We start from the raw sequence: 16,620 nt of genomic DNA on the forward strand, positions 1-16,620 counted from the left end.
CACTGCCGCACTCTGTACGGCTCCAGTAGCCTGCGGCCATGCGTGCGAATTCGCCGGTCGTCGTCGGACGTGACGAGGAGATCGGCCTGCTGAGCAGCGCCCTGGACGCCGCACGACGGCGTTCGGGGCGCGCGCTGTTCCTCGTCGGTGAAGCGGGGATCGGTAAGTCCCGGCTGGTGGGTGAGTGCGCCTACCGGGCCTACGGACTGGGGATGCCGGTGCTGCGCGGCCGGGCGGGCTCCACGGGCCTGATCGTCCCCTTCCGCCCCCTGATGGAGGCGCTCTCCTCGCACTTCCGGTCCGCGGGCACACCGACCGATCCGGAACTTGCCCCGTACCACCCGGCGTTGGCGCGGCTGGTGCCGGAGTGGCGGAGCGGGACGTCCGCCGGCTACACGGAGACCGTCGTCGAGCTGGCCGAGGCCCTGCTGCGGCTGCTGTCGGTCCTGGGACGGGACACCGGCTGCGTGGTGCTGCTGGAGGACCTGCACGACTGCGACACGGAGACCGTCGCGGTCGTCGAGTACGTCGTCGACAACCTGGCGGACCTCCCGGTCCTGCTGCTGGGCACCCTGCGCCCCGAGCCGGGGGCCGCGCAGGACCTCGTACGCTCCGCCGAGCAGCGGCACACCGCGACGGTGACGGAGTTGCGGGGGCTCGGTGACGCGGAGGTGCGGACCCTGACCGGCGCCTGTCTGGAGACACCGCCCGAGCGGATACCCGACGCCGTCCACCGGCGGCTCGTCGAACGCGCGGCAGGCAACCCGTACCTGGTCGAGGTGCTGCTCGACGACCTGCTCGACACGGGCCGGCTGCGGCGCGCGGGAGACGGATGGGAGGCGGCGGACCAGCCGGACGGCATCCTTCCGTCGCGGATCCTCCGGAGCTGGGCCCAGCGGCTCGACCGGATGGACGAGCCGGTGCGGGACCTGCTGCTGACGGCGGCCACCCTGGGCAGCCAGTTCTCCGTGGCGGTCCTCCAGACCGTCACCGGGCTGGAGGACCGGGCCCTGTTCACCCACCTGAGGTCCGCCGTCGAGACGGGTGCCATCGCCCCCGACGGCGCGGCCCCCGACCGCTACACCTTCCGCCACACCCTCACCGCCGAGGCCCTGGTCTCCTCCCTGGCACCGGCCGAGCGCGCCGCGCTCGCCCGCCGTGCCGCCTCGGCCGTCGAGCAGGCGGGGGAGCCTCTCGACGAGGACAGGCGCCAGCTCCTGGCCTCGCTGGAGCTGGCGGCGGGCAACCGCGCCGGTGCGGCCCTCCAGCTCGCCGAGGCGGGGCGGCGGATGCTCGCCGCGGGTTCGCACGGCTCGGCCGTGGTCCTGCTGGAACGTTCCCTCTCCCTGGCGGCCGAGACCGACCTCGCGGGCGTCACCGAGTCCTTGGCGGTCGCCCGGGCCGAGGGTGGCGACCTGGACGGCGCCCTGGCGCTGGCCGACGCCCTGCCCCCCGTCCCCGCGCACTCCGAGGCGGCCGCCCGGCGCGGGGACATCCACATCAAGATCGCCTGGGTCGCCGTCATGGCGGAGCGGGCCGCCGACACGGCCCGTCAGATCAAGGCGGCCAACGACCTGTTCGGACCGTCCCCGTCCCCGGCGCGCCGGGCGTCGCTCGCGGTCGTCGACGGTCACCTCTCGCTGCTCCCCGGTGAGGACCGGCGCGAGCCGGAGGCGGCCGAACGGGCCGCCCTCACGGCCGCGGAGACCGCCGAGGCGGAGGGGCTTCCGGTCGTGGCCTGCCAGGCCTGGCAGTTGCTGGCCCTGCTCTCCAGGGAGAAGGGGTTCGACGCAGCCGACGCATGCCTGGAGCGGATGCTCGCCCTGTCCACCGAGCACTCCCTGCCCCTGTGGCGGGTGGAGGCGCTCGTGCGGCTGGGGGTGAACAGCTTCATGCGGACCGGTGACGCGGCCCGTCTCCACTCGGCGCGGACCGCGGCGGCGGAGCTGGGTTCGCTGCTGCTGGCGCAGACGGTCGACGGACTGCTCGCGATGAACGCGGTGATGTCGGCCCGGTGGGACGAGGCGGAGGAGATCACCGGGCGGTCGGTGGAGGCGAGCGCCCGGATCGGCAACCACGGCGCCCACCGGTACCTGCTGCTGGCCGGGGCGGCGATGGCGGCGCACCGCGGCCGAAGACGGGAGGCGGACCGGGCCCTGGCCGCGTTCCGCCGGGCGGGGGGCGACCGGTCCGCCCTGGTGCCGTTGCGGCTGGGCTTCTGCGGGGCGATCGGGGCGCTGCTGGACGAGGACCGCCCCCGCGCCCTCGCGGCCCTGGACGCCGTCCTCGCCTGGGAGCGCGACCACCCCAGCTACTACTACCTGAGCGGCCGTTACGGACTCCGCCCGCTGCTGCGGGTGCTGGCGGGTGACGCGGCCCGCGGGGAGTACGAGGACGTGGCGGGCGCGCCCGGTGCCGCGCTGGCCTGGAACCGGCAGTTCCTCGAACTGGCGGAGGCGGTGCTGCTCGGCCGGGAGGGCGACCACACGGGTGCCGTACAGCGGACGACCGCCTTCCACGCCCGGTCCGCGGCCTTTCCCGTGGCCCGCCACCTCGGACTGAGGCTGGTCGCGGACGCGGCGCTGGCCGACGGGTGGGGCGAGCCGGTCGTGTGGCTGCGCACGGCGGAGGAGTACTTCCACGGAGCCGGGGTGCAGCCGCCGGCGGCGGCGTGCCGGGCGGCTCTGCGACAGGCCGGGGTGAGCGTGACCCAGCACCGGGGCGGCCGGGACCGGATCCCCCCGCCGCTGCGGACCAACGGGGTGACTCCGCGCGAGTACGAGGTGTTCGTGCTGCTGGCGGAGCGGCCGGGCAACCAGCAGATAGCCCAGCGGCTCTCCATCTCGCCCCGCACCGTGGAGAAGCACCTGGCCAGCCTGCTCAGCAAGACGGGCCGGGCCAACCGTACGGCCCTGTGCGAGTTCGCCGCGGAGTACGCGGTCGACCAGCCCTGAGGCTGCGCGCGACCAGCCCCGAGGCTGCGGGGCGATCAGCCCTGAGGCTGTGGGGCGACCAGCCTCAGGTGACGGGTCGACCAACCCCGAGGCGACGGGTCGACCGGCCCGGAGCTGCGGGGCGGGGGCCCGGAGAGTGGGGGAACGCCCCCGCAACATGGGGGCCCCGGGCGGCAGGGGTCGGGCGTGCGCCCCGGAAGATGCGGGCCGCGTACCGATGTGCGCCGTTCCGCGTCGCGGCAGGATCAGCCGGTGTACGGCAGCTCGTCGCCCCTCCCCCGGCCAGGAGGCCCGCTGATGCCCCCCTCCCCCGTTCGCCCCGGCTCCGCCGGCACGGTGTACTTCTCGCTGCTCGGGCCGCTCTCGGCGGTGATCGACGGCAGGCCGCTGCCGCTCGGGCCACGGAAACAGCGGCTGGTCCTGGCCACCCTGCTGTCCCGCCCCAACACCCCCGTACCGGTCGACGTGCTGACCGACGTGGTGTGGCCCGAGGGGCCGCCACGGACCGCGCGCAAGAACCTGCAGGTCTACGTCAGCGCCGCCCGCGCCCTGTTCGGGGGCGCGGACGGCGACGACCGGGACCGGGTGGTGCACGACTGCGGCGGCTACCGGCTGCGGGTGGAGGAGGGCGAGCTCGACACCCTGCGCTTCCGGACGCTGGCCCGTGCGGGCCGGGCGGCCGGGGAGCGGGGCGACCTGCGCACCGCCGCCCGGCTGCTCCGGGAGGCGCTGGACCTGTGGGGGGAGCGTCCGCCGCTGCACGACCTCCGCGACTCCGCCGGGGTCGCGGAGGAGGCCGAGCGGCTGGAGGCCCGCTGCCTCACGGTCTACGAGGACTGGGCCGAGGCCGAGATCGAGACGGGCCGTGCGGGCTCGGCGCTGGACGGGCTGCGGGACCTGGTGGAGCGTCACCCGTTCCGGGAGCGGCTCCGGGCGGCGTGGATGAACTCCCTGCACCAGACCGGGCGGCAGGCGGAGGCCCTGGCGGTGTACGACGACTACCGGCAGCTGCTCGCCCGGGAGCTGGGACTGGAGCCCAGTCCGGCGATGGCGGGCCTCTACCGGGCCATGCTCGGCGAGGGCCGGGCCTCCCGGCCCTCCGCTTCCCGGAACGCGGCGGGCGGTGTGTCGCTGCCGGCGGACAGCAGGCACTTCACGGGCCGCGAGGACGAACTGGCGCGGCTGCTCACGGTGTCGGGCGGTGCGGACGGGTCCGTGCTGGTCGTCTCCGGCCCGGCCGGGGTGGGGAAGTCGGCGCTGGCCGTCCGGGCGGCCCACCTGCTCGCGGACGGGTTCCCCGACGGGCGTGTCCATGTCCGGGCCCGGCGCGAGGACGGCTCGGCCCGCGCCCGGAACGACATGCTGGACGAGCTGGGGCGGCTGTGTGACGTGGGCGGCCCCGGCCGGCCGGATCCCGTGCGGGCCGAGAACGCCTGGCAGGACTGGCTGTCACGGCACCGGGCGCTGATCGTGCTGGACGACGTCGCCGACGAGGCCTCCGTGCGCGGGCTGCTGCCCCGGTCCGGGCGGTGCTCGGTCGTGCTCACCGCCCGCGGTCAGCTGGCCGGGCTGGAGTCCGTGCACCGGACGGCCCTGGCCGCCCCCGGGGACGACGAGGCGCTGGAGCTGCTGGGGACGCTGATCGGCGAGGACCGGCTGCGGACGGACCGGCCGGCGGCGCTGCGCATCGTGCGGGCCTGCGGGGGCCTGCCGTTGGCGGTGGCGGTGGGCGGGATGCGGCTGGCGGTGCTGCGGCACCTCCCGCTGGCGGAGTACGCGGACCGGCTCGACGACCCGACGTCGGCCCTGGACGAGCTGGTGGCCGGAGACGTGTCCGTCCGCTCCCGCCTGGCCGCGGGCTGGCGGGACCTGAGCGCGGACAACCGGGGGGCGCTGGTCCGGCTCGCGGGGGACGCGGGGGACGGTGCCTTCACCCTGGAGCGGGCGATGGCGGCGCTGGACCGCGACGAGCGGGGCACCATACGCGCGGTCGAGGCGCTCATCGATACGGGTGCGGTGACCTCACCCGCGGGTGAGGTCACCGCACACGCCGCGCTGTACGAGGTGCCGCGCCTGCTCTGTCTGTACGCCCGCGAGGCGGCGGGCCCTGGGACGACCGGAGCACGGGAAGCACCGCTCTTCTTCGGGAGCGGTGCTTCCCGGCTCATCGGCCGAGGGTGAGCAGGTCCAGCAGACCCGGGGGACGCCCACCGTCGGCCGGGCCCCGGCCCCCGGACAGGAAGTGCAGGGCGAGCAGCAGCCCCGCCGCCCCCGTGCCGAGGTCGGCGGAGAAGCGCCGCAGCGTCGCCCCCGGGACGAGCAGCCCCTCCTCGTCGGCGACGAGGTGCCAGGCGAGGTTGCGTACGGAGGCCATGACCCCGGGCCCGGTCCGGGTCACGGGGTCGAGCTGGCCCGCCGCCGCGGCGAGGCCCGCACGCCCGGTGAACAGCCCCGGTTCGCGGACGAATTCCATGGCACAGCCCTGGGCCACACCCGGGATCAGGGCGCTCAGTGCCTCGTCCTCGTACCGGGCGGTGTACGCCTGCGCGACCAGCGCGACCCCTGAGCTGCCCTGGTCGAGATAGAGCAGATGGCGTCGGCCGTCCTTCACCTGGAGGGAGCCGTCGTCCATGGTGACCAGGTGTCCGGCCTCCCGTCCCAGGGCGGTGCGGGCGGCCCGGCGCAGCCATTCCTCGCCGGTCAGGGTGTGCAGTTCCAGGAGGAGGAGAGCGGCTCCGCTCAGCCCGCGCAGCAGCCCCGCCGACTCCGGCGGCTTCATGCCGTCCACGTGTTCGCCCCGCACCAGCCGGTCCAGGTCCCGGGCGGTGCGCAGGGCCCCGTCGACGAGCCGGGGGTCGGGAGCGGCGCCGTTCAGCCGGGCCATGCGGAGTGCGGCGAGCGCGGTGCCCGCGCGTCCGGTGAGCAGATCAGCCGATGCCGTCGTCGGCGCGACGGACGTCGCGCGTTCCCACACCTCCCGTCCCTGCTCGGTACGGCCCAGGAGGGAGAGCACCAACGCCGCGCCGGGCAGCCCGTCGTAGAGTCCGCCGGCCCCGGCGGGATCCCTGCGCAGCGCAGCCGCCGCGAGCCAGTCGGTCCACTCCCCGGGGACGGGGGCGCCCGTCCGGTGCAGGGCGTACAGGACACCGGCCGCGCCGTGCGCGAGATCGGTCCCGCCGGTCGCGAAGAGGCCGGGGGCGCCCGGGAAGAGGCGGTCCGCCCGTCCAGGGGTGGCTCCGGCGTGGATGCCGGCGAGGAGCCGGGCGCGTATCCCCGCCCAGTCGACCTCCGGCCCGTCGAACAGGGCGGCGACCTCGGCCTCACGCCGCCGTGAGGCGTCCAGGCCGCTCAGCAGTCCGGGCCGGCGGGGCCCCGCCCCGGCCGGCAGCCCGTACCGCCGGCGGGCCCAGCTCTCCAGGGTGAGGGCCTTCGCCCTTTCCAGTCCGGCCATCTCCATGACCGGCATCAGCATGGAGAGCCAGGTCGCCCAGAGCGCGTAGGCGTCGGCCTCCGCCCCGGGGGTGCCCTGGGGAGCCTGGAGGCCCTGGGCACCGGCCAGCGGGGTGGCCTGGTCGTCGAGGGCGGTGGCGTACTCGAAGTCGACGAGGGCGATCCGGCCGTCGGGCCGGACGATGATGTTGGAGGGGTGCAGATCGCCGAAGCGCAGCCCGCGCGCGTGGATCTCCTCCAGCGCCCGGGTGAGTTCACCGGTCACCGACTCGGTCCACGCGACGTAGGGGGCGAGTTCGTCCGCCGAGTCCGCCCCGCGTACGAGGGAGAAGCGGGCGACGATCTCCTCCAGCAGCGTGTTGCCCTCGATGTGCTCCTCGATCAGGAAGTGGTGCTCCCACACGGTCCGCACCCCGTACACCTCGGGTACGCAGTCCAGTCCGGCCAGCGCGGTCAGCGCCCGGTGCTCGCGGTGCAGGCGGGTGACGGCGTCGTCGCCCACGCCGTCGAGGCCGCAGTGCGGCCGTGCCTCGCGCAGGACCACGCGCCGACCGGTCCCCCGGTCCTCGGCGAGGTAGATCCCGCCGGCGTTGGAGAACTGGAGTGCCTCGGTGACCGTGTACGGGAAGGAGTCGTCGCGGGCGGCGGCGCGCGCCGCGAGGTGGGGCCGCAGGGCCTCGGGGACCTCGACCCAGGAGGGCACCCGGAACACGACACCGCGTTCGTCGGGGACCAGCTTCCCGGACGGGTCCCGCAGGGCGAGGACCCGGCGGCCCTCGGCGTCGTCGCACCAGCGGGGGACGTAGGCGCCGTAGCGCGTGTAGACCGGTGCGTCGCCGATCCGCAGGTCGCTGAGGACGTAGGGGCCGCTGCGTCCCGCCAGGGTCCGGGACAGTTCGTCGGCCAGGGCGAGGAACACGGCCTCGTCGGGCGGGTAGGCCGCGATGAACTTGCCCGCGCCGCTGCGGTTCACGTGCTTGCCCGCCATCAGCAGCAACGCCTGCTCGCTGCGCAGGAACTTGAAGGGCACACCGTGGCGGACGCAGATCCGGGCGGTGTCCCGCAGGGTGGCCTCGGCCTCGTCGGGGACGGTGGACACATGGATCTTCCAGCCCTGCTCGGCGGGTTCGACGTGCTCGGGCACCAGCGAGGTCCACAGGCCGACGGCCTCACGGCGCCAGCCGGCCGGAGGAGGATCGGTGTCGAGCCGGTACCGGGACTCCTCGTCGGGCAGCCGGGCCGGGGTGTCGAAGTACGTACGGTCGGCGAGGCAGTACAGCTGGGTTTCCTGGATGCCTGGCACGCTCGGCCTTTCTCGTGGAAGCCCGCGTGAGCGGCGGACGGTGGTGGTGGCGGCCCCGGTTCGCGGATCAGTCCCCCGTGGCGGCGGGTTTCGCGCCGGCCGGTGCGTGGTCCGGGCCCGCCGCGGGCCCGGCGCCGGGCTCCGGACGGTCGGTGGGCTCCGGGGACGGCTCCGTCCGCGCCGAGCGGGCGAAGGTGACCACGAGGGCGGAGACGGCCAGCACGCAGCCGGTCAGGGCGAAGGCCCAGCGGGCGCCGAAGGCGGTCAGCAGGGCTCCTCCGGCCAGCGGCCCGAACGGCTGGACCATGGAGGACAGGAAGCCCGCCGCGCTCTGCACCCGGCCCACCCGGTCCTCCGGGGTCACGACCAGGAGCTTCGAGAGGAATCCGATGCTGGCGATCGTCGACAGGCACATGCAGAGCGCGCACAGGACTCCGGCCACCAGCGGCCGGCTGATCCAGGCCATCACCCCGGCGGCCGCCACACAGGTCCAGCAGGTGGCGACGATCAGGACCCGGGAGTACCGGGCGGGTCGGATCCGCGGCGCGAGCAGCGCCCCGGACAGCGCCCCGGCGGAGACACAGGTGAGGACGAAGCCGCCGCCGACGCCGGACGTGCCCCCGTCGGAGAACGCGGTCAGGGCGGTGAACGTGAGTGCCCCGAACGCGAAGTTCATGCCCAGGCCGAAGACGAGGAGGACCGTACGGAGGTACGGCAGCCCCCACAGGAAGGTCAGCCCCGCCAGGAGCTCGCGCCGGCTGAACACGGCGCCCGCCTTCGACCTGGCCCGGGAGCGGGTGCGTACGAGGGCCACGCAGACCGTCGACAGGAGCAGGCCCAGCGCCTCGGCCGCGAACGGCAGGGCCGGGTGGATGCCGAACAGCGCTCCCCCGACGAGGGGCCCGACGAGCCGGGCCGTCTGGGTGCGTGCCTGGAGCCGCGCGGTGGCGGTGCCCATCTGGTCGGCCGGGACGACCGCGCGCATGAGGCCGAAGACGGCCGGCCCGTAGACGCTGCCGATCACCGCGCCCGCCGCGGCGCAGAGCAGGACGAGCGCCATGGGGACGTGTCCGGACCAGACGGCGACGGTGAGGGCGGTGACGACGATCAGGCTGCCGACGTCGCAGACCCGCATCAGCCGGCGGCGTTCGACGCGGTCCGCCATCACCCCGCCGGGCAGCATCGTGATCAGGACGGCTCCCACGGACACCGTCCCGACCGCTCCGGCCTGCACCGCCGATCCGGTCTCCTTGAGCACCAGCAGCGGAAGGGCGAGGGAACTCATCTGCCCGCCCAGGACCGCGAAGAGGCCGCTCAGCCAGAGCAGCCGGAAATCCCTGTTGCCGCGCAGCGGCGTGGTCATGGTGAACTCCCGGGGACGGTCCGGGCAGCGGTCATCGTGAACTCCCGGGGACGGTCTGGGTCGTGACGAGGGGTGCGGGCCCGTCCGGGCCGCGGAAGCGACGGCGGGGCGGCTCCGTCATGACGGAACCGCCCCACATCACCGGCCGGCCGGGCGCCACGGCCGGAGGTCCTGCCCCGTCCTCCGTGGCGCCGCCCCGGTGTGTCCGGTCAGTCAGCGAGGACGACGCTGATCACGCTGACGCAGCTGCCGCCCGGGGCCTCGATCTCCTTGTTGGCCGTCTCCTGGAGGTCCAGCACGGAGTGCGCCTCGACCTCGGGGGTCTCGTCGTTGTTGTCGTCGGCGACGGGCTGGGTGTTCTCGGACATGGTGGTCTCCGTCCACTCGTGAGTGCACTGCCCCGGGGCCGGCGGGATGTCCCGCCGTCCGGTGCGGCGGGCTGGTGCCTGCCGTTGCCGAGAAAGTTAGGAGGGCCGGCCTGGGAGACGCTTCGGCAGCGGTATGGCAGCGGTATCCGGCCAGTTCGGAGGGTGTGCGCGGCCCGGACAGGGGCGTCCGGCAGGGTCCGGCGGGGCCGGTGAGCTGGGCCCATACCGCTCCTGAACCGGCCGTGGACCACCACCGAACCGGGGCGCCGGACCCTGGGTACGCGCCTGACGCGCCCCAGCCCTCTGAAGGAGGCGGCCCCGCATGGAACTCGGCGAACTCGTCGGACGGCGGCCCTTCCCCGCCGCCGGGCTGCTGCTCGGCCTCACCCGGCGCTGCCCCCTGAGCTGCGCCCACTGCTCGACCGGATCGACCCTGGGCACGCGGGAGGAGCCCGACGCCGGCCAACTGGTGAGTTTCGTCGGCTCGTTCACCCGGGCCGACCGCCCCGACGTGGTGATGCTGACCGGGGGCGAACCGCTGCTGCTGCCCGCGCTCGTCGAGGAGCTGAGCGCCCGGGCCCGCGCCGCCGGTTCGCGTACGGCGCTGCTCAGCGGCATGTTCTTCGCCCGCTCCCGGGAGATCCCGCCGCCGGTCCTGCGCGCGATCAGGGGCGTCGACCACTTCTCCGCCAGCCTCGACGCCCACCACGAGCGGGAGATCCCCCGCGCCGACGTGTTCCGCGCCGTGCACCGGGTGCGGGAGGCGGGGGTGGCGGTGAGCTTCCACCTCACCGGGACGGGGGCGGACGATCCCTACCTCGCGGACATCACCCGCGCCGTGGACGAGGAGTTCGGCGGCCGGGTCCCCTCACTGGTCAACGAGGTGAGGCCGTTCGGCCGGGCGGCCTCCTGGGCCGCGCCCGCCCGGACCGGCCCGGAGGCGGGCGCGGTCTCCCCGTGCGCCATGGCCGCCTGGCCGGTGGTCGCCTTCGACGGGACGGTGCTCGCCTGCTGCAACCAGGACACCGTGGACCGCCGGCCCGCCCCCGCCCACCTGCGCCTCGGGCACGTCGCCACCGACGACTGGGCGGCGGTGCGCCGCCGCGCCCTGGAGTCGCCCGTGCTGCGCATGATCCGCACGGTCGGCCCCGCCCATCTGGCCGCGCGCTCCGGTGTCCCCTCCCGGGGCGCCTCCTACTGCGAGGGCTGCCGGGCCCTGGGTTCCGACCCCGGGGTGACTGCCGAGGCGAACGCGGTGGCCGCGGGGGCCGCGGGTGCGCTGCTGGACCTGACCGCGGCCCACCGCGGGGCGGCGGAGGGGCCGGTGGGTGTCGTACGGCATCACGGCTGCGCCGCGTACGCCCCGCTGGTCACGGCCCGCGCGACCGCCGCGGGCGGTTCCCGGTGAGCGCCGCCGGGCCGAGCTCCTCGGCGCGGCTGCGGGTCACCCTGGGGCTGCTGGACGCGGAACTGCTGCACGCGATGGAGCACATGTGGCGCGAGGAGGACCTCCTGCCGCGCTACCGGCGCTACCTGTGTGCGATGCACGCGGTGGTGCGGGCGTCGGTTCCGCTGATGGAGCGCGCCCTGGAGCGGTCCGTGCGGCTGGACGTCTGCGGCGATCCGCTGGCCGGCCCCCTGGCGGCGTATCTCCGCGGGCACATCCGGGAGGAGGCGGGCCACGACGTCTGGCTGCTGGAGGACATCCGCGCGGCGGGTTCGCTGCCCGCGGACGCCCTCGCCCCGATGCCCGCGCCGGTCGTCGCCGCACTCGCCGGCTCCCAGTACTACTGGATCGAGCACCACCACCCGGTGGCCCTGCTCGGCTACATCGCGGTGCTGGAGGGGTACGCGCCCGCCGCCGACCTGACCTCCCGCATCGCGCGCACGACCGGTCTGCCGGACACCGCGCTGCGGACGGTGCGGGAGCACGCGGCGCTGGACACGGGCCATCTGGACGAGCTGTACGCGCTGCTGGACCGGCTGCCGCTGACCCGTGGCCAGGAGTCCGACGTGACGGTCAGCGCCCTGCACTCCCTCGACGCGCTCACCCGGCTGTTCGTCCGGCTCGGGCGCTCCGCGGCGGCGCCGCTGCCGCGGAGGGCCGGACCTCTCTCACCGACGGGAGTCACCCCATGACAGGACCACCCGACAGCAGCGCCTTCCCCGGGACGCCCGGGGGCGGTGAACAGCCCGCGCTGCCGGCTGCGTTGTACGAGGCCGGCCTGCCGGTGGACATGCTCACCGAGGAACAGCGCCTCGTGCTCAGCCAGCTCACGGAGGAGGAACTCGCCGTGCTGCTGGACATCAAGAGCCGGCTGGACGCGGTGGAACCCGAGGTCCGGGCACACGGCGAGATCGCCGGGGGCGCCCTGTTCTGAGCCGCGTCCGCGGTCCGGCCGGCCCCGGGGCCGGGCCGGATCCCGCGGCCCCGGAGGGGGCAGGGCCGGTACGCACCGGCCCTGCCCGCCCGGCGGCGCGGCCCCGCCCCCGCATCCGGCCCGCCGACCCGCCCACCCGCCCGCCCGCCCGCCCGCAGAGAAGGGATCGTCATGAACTGCCCCACGTGCCGCCAGGACCTGCCGGAGGACGCCAGGTTCTGCTCGTCCTGCGGGACGCCGTGCACCGTCGCCGCCGCACCCGGGGACGACGAACGCAAGCCGGTGACGGTGCTCTTCTGCGACCTCGTCGGCTCCACCGCCCTGTCGGGCGTCCTGGACCCCGAGACGCTGCGCGCGGTGACGCTGCGGTACTTCGAGGCGATGAGCGCACAGATCGTGGCGCGGGGCGGCACCCCGGAGAAGTTCATCGGCGACGCCGTGATGGCGGTCTTCGGTGTGCCGGTGGTCCGGGAGGACGACGCCCGGCGCGCGCTGGCCGCGGCGCTCGGCATGCGGGACGCGCTGGCCGCGCTCAACGAGGAGCTGCGCGCCACGCTCGGCATCACCCTGGCGACCCGGATCGGCGTCAACACCGGCCAGGTGGTGGCCGGTGGCGACGCGACGGCACGTCAGGCGCTGGTGTCGGGAGAGACCGTCAACATCGCCGCACGCCTGGAACAGCACGCCGGCGCCGGTGAGATCCTCCTCGGCCCCGACACCCTGCTCGCCGCAGGGCCCACGGTCTCCGCCGAACCCACCGGACCGCTCCGGCTGAAGGGCAAGCAGGACAGCGTGGAGGCCTACCGGCTGCTGGCCCTCGGCGCGGACGACCCGGCGCTGCTGCGCCGCTTCGACGTGCCCTTCGTGGGACGTCACACCGAGCAGGGCGCGCTGGACGCCGCCCTGTCGGACACGGTGAGCGAAGGGCGGGCCGGCCTGCTGCGCGTCACCGGCGAGCCCGGCATCGGCAAGACCCGGCTGGTACGGGAGTGGCTGGCACGGCGCTCCGCCTCGGGGCTCGTCTCCTACGGTGCGGGCCGGTGCCGCGGGCACGGGGACCAGGGCACGCTCACCCCCCTGGGCGACGCCCTGCGCGCCCTGCCGGACCTGGCCGTCGTCCCCGGGCCGTCGGAAGACCGCTCTCCCCGTGCCGGCACGGCGGCCGACGACGCGATGGCCCTGCTCTCCGCGGGCGTGCTGCGCGACGGGACGCCGAACGCCCCGTTCGAGGACCTGTGCGCCGCCCTGTCCACCGCGCTGGGCCGCGCCGCCAAGAGGCGGCCCTTCGTCCTCGTACTCGACGACACGCACGAGGCGGCACCCCTGCTGATGCGCACGCTGGAGCGGCTCGCGGACGGCTCCGGGCCCGCCGGTGTGCTGATCGTCTGTGTGGGCCGCCCGGACGGGACGGCCGACACCGAGGACTGCCTCCAGCTCACGGGGCTGCCCCGCGAGGAGAGCGTCCGGCTCGCCGGCCTGCTGGCAGGGCTCGACGGTGGCGCCGGACCGGTGGACGAACGGCTCCTGTCCCGCGCGGAGGGCAACCCCCTCCATCTCGAACAGCTGCTGGTCGGCGGCGGGGCGGACCGGGTCACCGCGGGCGGAGGCGACGCCGGGCTGCCGCCGACGCTCCAGGCCCTGCTCGGCGCCCGGATCGGGGCGCTGGCGCGGACCGAGCGGACCGTGGTCGATCTCGCCGCCGTGGTCGGCCGCGAGTTCACCGCGGCGGAGCTCCTGCTGCTGGAGACGTCCGCGCGGCTGGCCGAGCGGCGGGGCCCCGCGGTGGTGGAGGTGTCCCCCGCCGAACGGGCGCACCACCTGGGGCGCATCGAGGAGGTGCTGGTGGCGCTGACCGGGCGGCGCCTGGTGGAGCCGGCTCCGGGGACGGGCCCGTCGGGCTACCGGTTCAGCAGCGGGCTGGTGCACGAGGTGACGTACGCGTCGCTGTCCAAACGCGCCAAGGCGGACCGCCACGCCTTGGCGGCCGAACTGCCCCGGGTGCTGCGGGCCGGGGACGGCGCCGTCGGCGGTCATCTCGAACGCGCCTGCCGCTACCGGGCCGAGCTCGGGCTGCTCGACGACCGGACCGGGCAGCTGCGCGGCCGTGCGGCCGCCGCGCTGGGCCGCGCGGGGGCCCAGGCCGCGTCCCGGTCCGACCTCACCTGGGCGGACGACCTGCTGGAGCGGGCGGTCGAGCTGGATCCGGAGGACGCGGGCTCGGTCCGCAGGCTCGGTGAGGTCCGGGTGGCCCTCGGGCGGACCGCGAGCGGGGCGGGACTCCTGCGCCGGGTGCACGAGATGGACGCGGTGCCGGTGGAGTCCGCGCACGCCAGGCTCGCGCTCGCCGTGCTGGACCCCTCGGGGCCGGGCCCCGGGCTCACGGCCACGGCGCGGGCGGTGCTGCCGGTGTTCGAGGCGGCCGGGGACGCGGTCGGCCGGGCCAGGTCCCATCTGAGGCTCGCCCAGCACCTCCAGCAGGCCGGCCGGCACGAGGAGGCGGAACGCGACCAGGCGTGCGCCCTGGAGCAGGCGGTCCTGGCAGGGGCCGAACCGGAACGGGCCGGCGCTCTCGGGGCCATCGGCATCTCGCTGTGGCGCGGTCCGGTGCCCGCCCCCGAGGCGGTGGCCCGCTGCCGTGCGCTGCTGGCCGCGCACGGCGAGGGCCGCCCGACGGTGAGGCTCACCCTCAACTGCCCTCTGGCGGTGCTGTACGCGCTCCAGGACCGGCCCCGCGAGGCGCGCGCCTGCCTCGCCGAGGCCCGGGCACTCGCCGGGAAGCTGCGGTTCGCCGAGGCCGAGGTGTTCCTGCCGGTGTTCGGGGCCGCGGTGGAGGCGTTGCTCGGAGACGGCCCGGCCGCCCTGCGGCTGCTGGTGAGGGCGGACGAGGCCGCCCGGCGCGCCGACGCGGGCGGGCTGCGGACGGCGGTCGCGCTGGACGCGGCCCGGATCGAGCTCGACGGCGGCCGGACCCGGCGGGCGGCGGCCTGGATCGCGGGTGTCGGGGAGGCGGCGGAGCTGAGCCCCGCCGACGCCGTGGACCTGAACGGGCTGCGGGGCCGGCTGGCCGCCGCCGCCGGGCGTCCGGCGGAGGCCGCCGGCCACGCGGACCGGGCCGTACGGGCGTCGCTGCTGACGGACTCCCCGCTGGTCCGGGCGACGGCGGAGCTGGACCGGGCCCGCACCCTGTTCGCGCTGGGGCGCCGGGCTCCCGCCCTGGCCTCGGCGCGTGCGGCACGGGAGCACTTCGTGAGCAAGGGGCACCTGCCGGGGGCCCGCCTGGCCGACGGCTGCGTGCCGGACGACGCCATGGTCACCACGACGGAGAGGAGCTGACCGATGGGAACCGTCGGAACGGGCACGGTGCCGGGGCAGGGGCTCACCTGGAGCCTGCGGGGGCGCGGACCCGAGGACCTGCCGGTGCCCGCGGACGAGGGGCCGCCGGGCGGTCTGCCCGCGGAGCAGGCGACGGGGCGCGGCGTGCGGGTGTGCGTGGTGGATTCGGGCGTGGAGCTCGACCACCCGCTGGTGGGCCCGGTGGAGAGCTCCTGGGTCGTGGTCAAGGACCCGGAGAGCGGGACGATCACGGTCGAGCCGACGGACACCGGCGACACCTGCGGGCACGGGACGGCCTGCGCGGGGATCATCCGCCGCACCGCCCCCGACTGCGAGATCCACAGCGTCCGGGTGCTCGGCGAGCGCTTCTCCGGCACCGGTGACGTCCTGATGGCCGGCCTCCGGTGGGCCGTGGAACAGCGCTTCGACGTGGTGAACCTGAGCCTGTCGACCACCCGTTCCCGCTTCGCCGCCGAGCTGCACGGGCTGGCCGACCAGGCGTACTTCGGCCGTACGGTCATCGTCGCGTCGGCGCACAACACCCCGGTGGAGAGCTTTCCCTGGCGGTTCGCCTCGGTGATCTCCGTGGGCAGCCACCAGGAGGACGACACGCTCCACCTGTACAACCCGGACCCGCCGGTGGAGTTCTTCGGGCCGGGGCAGAACGTGTCCGTGCCGTGGCTGGGCGGCACGACGATCCGCACCACCGGGAACAGCTTCGCCACCCCGTACGTCGCGGGGCTCTGTGCCCGTGTCCTCTCCGGGCATCCCAGGATGACGGCCTTTCAGCTCAAGAACGCCCTCTACCTGTCCGCGGCCAACGTGCACGCGGACCCGCGTCCCTCCACTGCGGCAGGAGATACCCGTGACGACTCCGAGAACTGACGCCATGCTCCCTCCGGCGCCCTTCCCCGTACCCGGCCCGGGTGACGCCGCCCGGCACGAGCTGCTCCAGTCGGTCGTCGACGTGGCGCGCGCCATCTTCGGGGCCGCGGCGAGCTCCGTCTGCCTGCTGGACGAGGAGGCGGACGAGCTGGTCTTCCAGGCGGTCTCCGGGGAGGGCGAGGAGTTCCTGGTGGGGCGCCGGTTCCCCGCGGGACGGGGCATCGCGGGCTGGGTGGCGACCTCGGGTGAGCCGATGATCGTCGACGACCTGAGCCGGAACACGGCCTTCGACCGCTCCCTGGCGGAGTCCACGGAGTACGTCCCGGACGCCTTGATGGCCGCCCCGCTGATCAGCGACGCGCGCGTCCTCGGGGTGCTGGAGGTGCTGGACCCCTCCCCCCAGGCCCGGTCGGACGTCCGTGAACTGGACCTGCTGGCGATGTTCGCCCGGCAGGCGGCGGCCGCGCTGCGCGTGATCGCCGCGCAGCCGGCGGGCGGCGGGCGGGCCCTGGAGGGTGAACGGCGCGAGGACGCGTTGCAGCTGCTCGGCAGCCTGGAGCGACTCCTGCGGGGTACGGGCTGA

The 16,620-nt window shown here is 75.6% G+C and carries 11 protein-coding genes; 8 read left to right on the forward strand and 3 right to left on the reverse strand.

Annotated elements, in window-relative coordinates; all coding sequences use genetic code 11:
• Positions 1–38: 38 nt before the first annotated feature.
• Positions 39–2,954: a helix-turn-helix transcriptional regulator gene (locus tag OG488_RS13340; RefSeq protein WP_329229029.1), complete on the forward strand. Its 2,916-nt coding sequence runs from the start codon at positions 39–41 to the stop codon at positions 2,952–2,954.
• A 297-nt stretch (positions 2,955–3,251) separates the two neighbouring features.
• Complete coding sequence (locus OG488_RS13345; RefSeq protein ID WP_329229031.1) at positions 3,252–5,135, forward strand: AfsR/SARP family transcriptional regulator; 1,884 nt, start codon at positions 3,252–3,254, stop codon at positions 5,133–5,135.
• Here the strand turns inward: OG488_RS13345 and lanKC are convergent.
• The 3 genes from lanKC to OG488_RS13360 all read right to left on the reverse strand — a co-directional run bounded on the left by lanKC (position 5,119) and on the right by OG488_RS13360 (position 9,438).
• Positions 5,119–7,707 (reverse strand): class III lanthionine synthetase LanKC, encoded by a 2,589-nt coding sequence (gene lanKC, locus OG488_RS13350; protein ID WP_329229033.1) that lies wholly within the window; start codon positions 7,705–7,707, stop codon positions 5,119–5,121. The genes OG488_RS13345 and lanKC overlap by 17 nt on opposite strands.
• 67 nt (positions 7,708–7,774) lie before the next feature.
• Positions 7,775–9,070, reverse strand: coding sequence for an MFS transporter (locus OG488_RS13355; protein ID WP_329229034.1), 1,296 nt, complete (start codon positions 9,068–9,070; stop codon positions 7,775–7,777).
• Between the two features lie 209 nt (positions 9,071–9,279).
• Positions 9,280–9,438, reverse strand: a complete 159-nt coding sequence (locus OG488_RS13360; protein ID WP_198959660.1) for a hypothetical protein — start codon at positions 9,436–9,438, stop codon at positions 9,280–9,282.
• Positions 9,439–9,760: 322 nt separating this feature from the next.
• Between OG488_RS13360 and OG488_RS13365 the strand changes: the two genes are divergently transcribed.
• The 6 genes from OG488_RS13365 to OG488_RS13390 all read left to right on the forward strand — a co-directional run bounded on the left by OG488_RS13365 (position 9,761) and on the right by OG488_RS13390 (position 16,620).
• On the forward strand, positions 9,761–10,846 hold the full coding sequence (locus tag OG488_RS13365) for a radical SAM protein (RefSeq protein WP_329229036.1): 1,086 nt from the start codon (positions 9,761–9,763) through the stop codon (positions 10,844–10,846).
• On the forward strand, positions 10,843–11,577 hold the full coding sequence (locus OG488_RS13370; protein WP_329229037.1) for an iron-containing redox enzyme family protein: 735 nt from the start codon (positions 10,843–10,845) through the stop codon (positions 11,575–11,577). Before OG488_RS13365 ends, OG488_RS13370 begins: the two co-directional genes overlap by 4 nt.
• Positions 11,574–11,819, forward strand: coding sequence for an aroma-sacti cluster domain-containing protein (locus OG488_RS13375; RefSeq protein ID WP_329229039.1), 246 nt, complete (start codon positions 11,574–11,576; stop codon positions 11,817–11,819). The genes OG488_RS13370 and OG488_RS13375 overlap by 4 nt, the downstream gene beginning before the upstream one ends.
• A gap of 171 nt (positions 11,820–11,990) precedes the next feature.
• The gene (locus tag OG488_RS13380) at positions 11,991–15,152 is read left to right on the forward strand and encodes an adenylate/guanylate cyclase domain-containing protein (RefSeq protein ID WP_329229041.1); all 3,162 of its coding nucleotides are present in this window, start codon (positions 11,991–11,993) and stop codon (positions 15,150–15,152) included.
• A gap of 3 nt (positions 15,153–15,155) precedes the next feature.
• The gene (locus OG488_RS13385; protein WP_329229043.1) at positions 15,156–16,037 is read left to right on the forward strand and encodes a S8 family peptidase; all 882 of its coding nucleotides are present in this window, start codon (positions 15,156–15,158) and stop codon (positions 16,035–16,037) included.
• 4 nt (positions 16,038–16,041) lie between these two features.
• Positions 16,042–16,620, forward strand: a complete 579-nt coding sequence (locus OG488_RS13390; protein ID WP_329238622.1) for a GAF domain-containing protein — start codon at positions 16,042–16,044, stop codon at positions 16,618–16,620.

Source organism: Streptomyces sp. NBC_01460 (genome assembly GCF_036227405.1).
Taxonomy (GTDB): Bacteria; Actinomycetota; Actinomycetes; order Streptomycetales; family Streptomycetaceae; genus Streptomyces.

Coding starts and splice junctions, on each gene's coding strand:
- OG488_RS13340 (WP_329229029.1), top strand. CDS start 39: ATGCGTGCGAATTCGCCGGTCGTCGTCGGACGTGACGAGGAGATCGGC.
- OG488_RS13345 (WP_329229031.1), top strand. CDS start 3,252: ATGCCCCCCTCCCCCGTTCGCCCCGGCTCCGCCGGCACGGTGTACTTC.
- OG488_RS13355 (WP_329229034.1), bottom strand. CDS start 9,070: ATGACCACGCCGCTGCGCGGCAACAGGGATTTCCGGCTGCTCTGGCTG.
- OG488_RS13360 (WP_198959660.1), bottom strand. CDS start 9,438: ATGTCCGAGAACACCCAGCCCGTCGCCGACGACAACAACGACGAGACC.
- OG488_RS13365 (WP_329229036.1), top strand. CDS start 9,761: ATGGAACTCGGCGAACTCGTCGGACGGCGGCCCTTCCCCGCCGCCGGG.
- OG488_RS13375 (WP_329229039.1), top strand. CDS start 11,574: ATGACAGGACCACCCGACAGCAGCGCCTTCCCCGGGACGCCCGGGGGC.
- OG488_RS13380 (WP_329229041.1), top strand. CDS start 11,991: ATGAACTGCCCCACGTGCCGCCAGGACCTGCCGGAGGACGCCAGGTTC.
- OG488_RS13385 (WP_329229043.1), top strand. CDS start 15,156: ATGGGAACCGTCGGAACGGGCACGGTGCCGGGGCAGGGGCTCACCTGG.
- OG488_RS13390 (WP_329238622.1), top strand. CDS start 16,042: ATGCTCCCTCCGGCGCCCTTCCCCGTACCCGGCCCGGGTGACGCCGCC.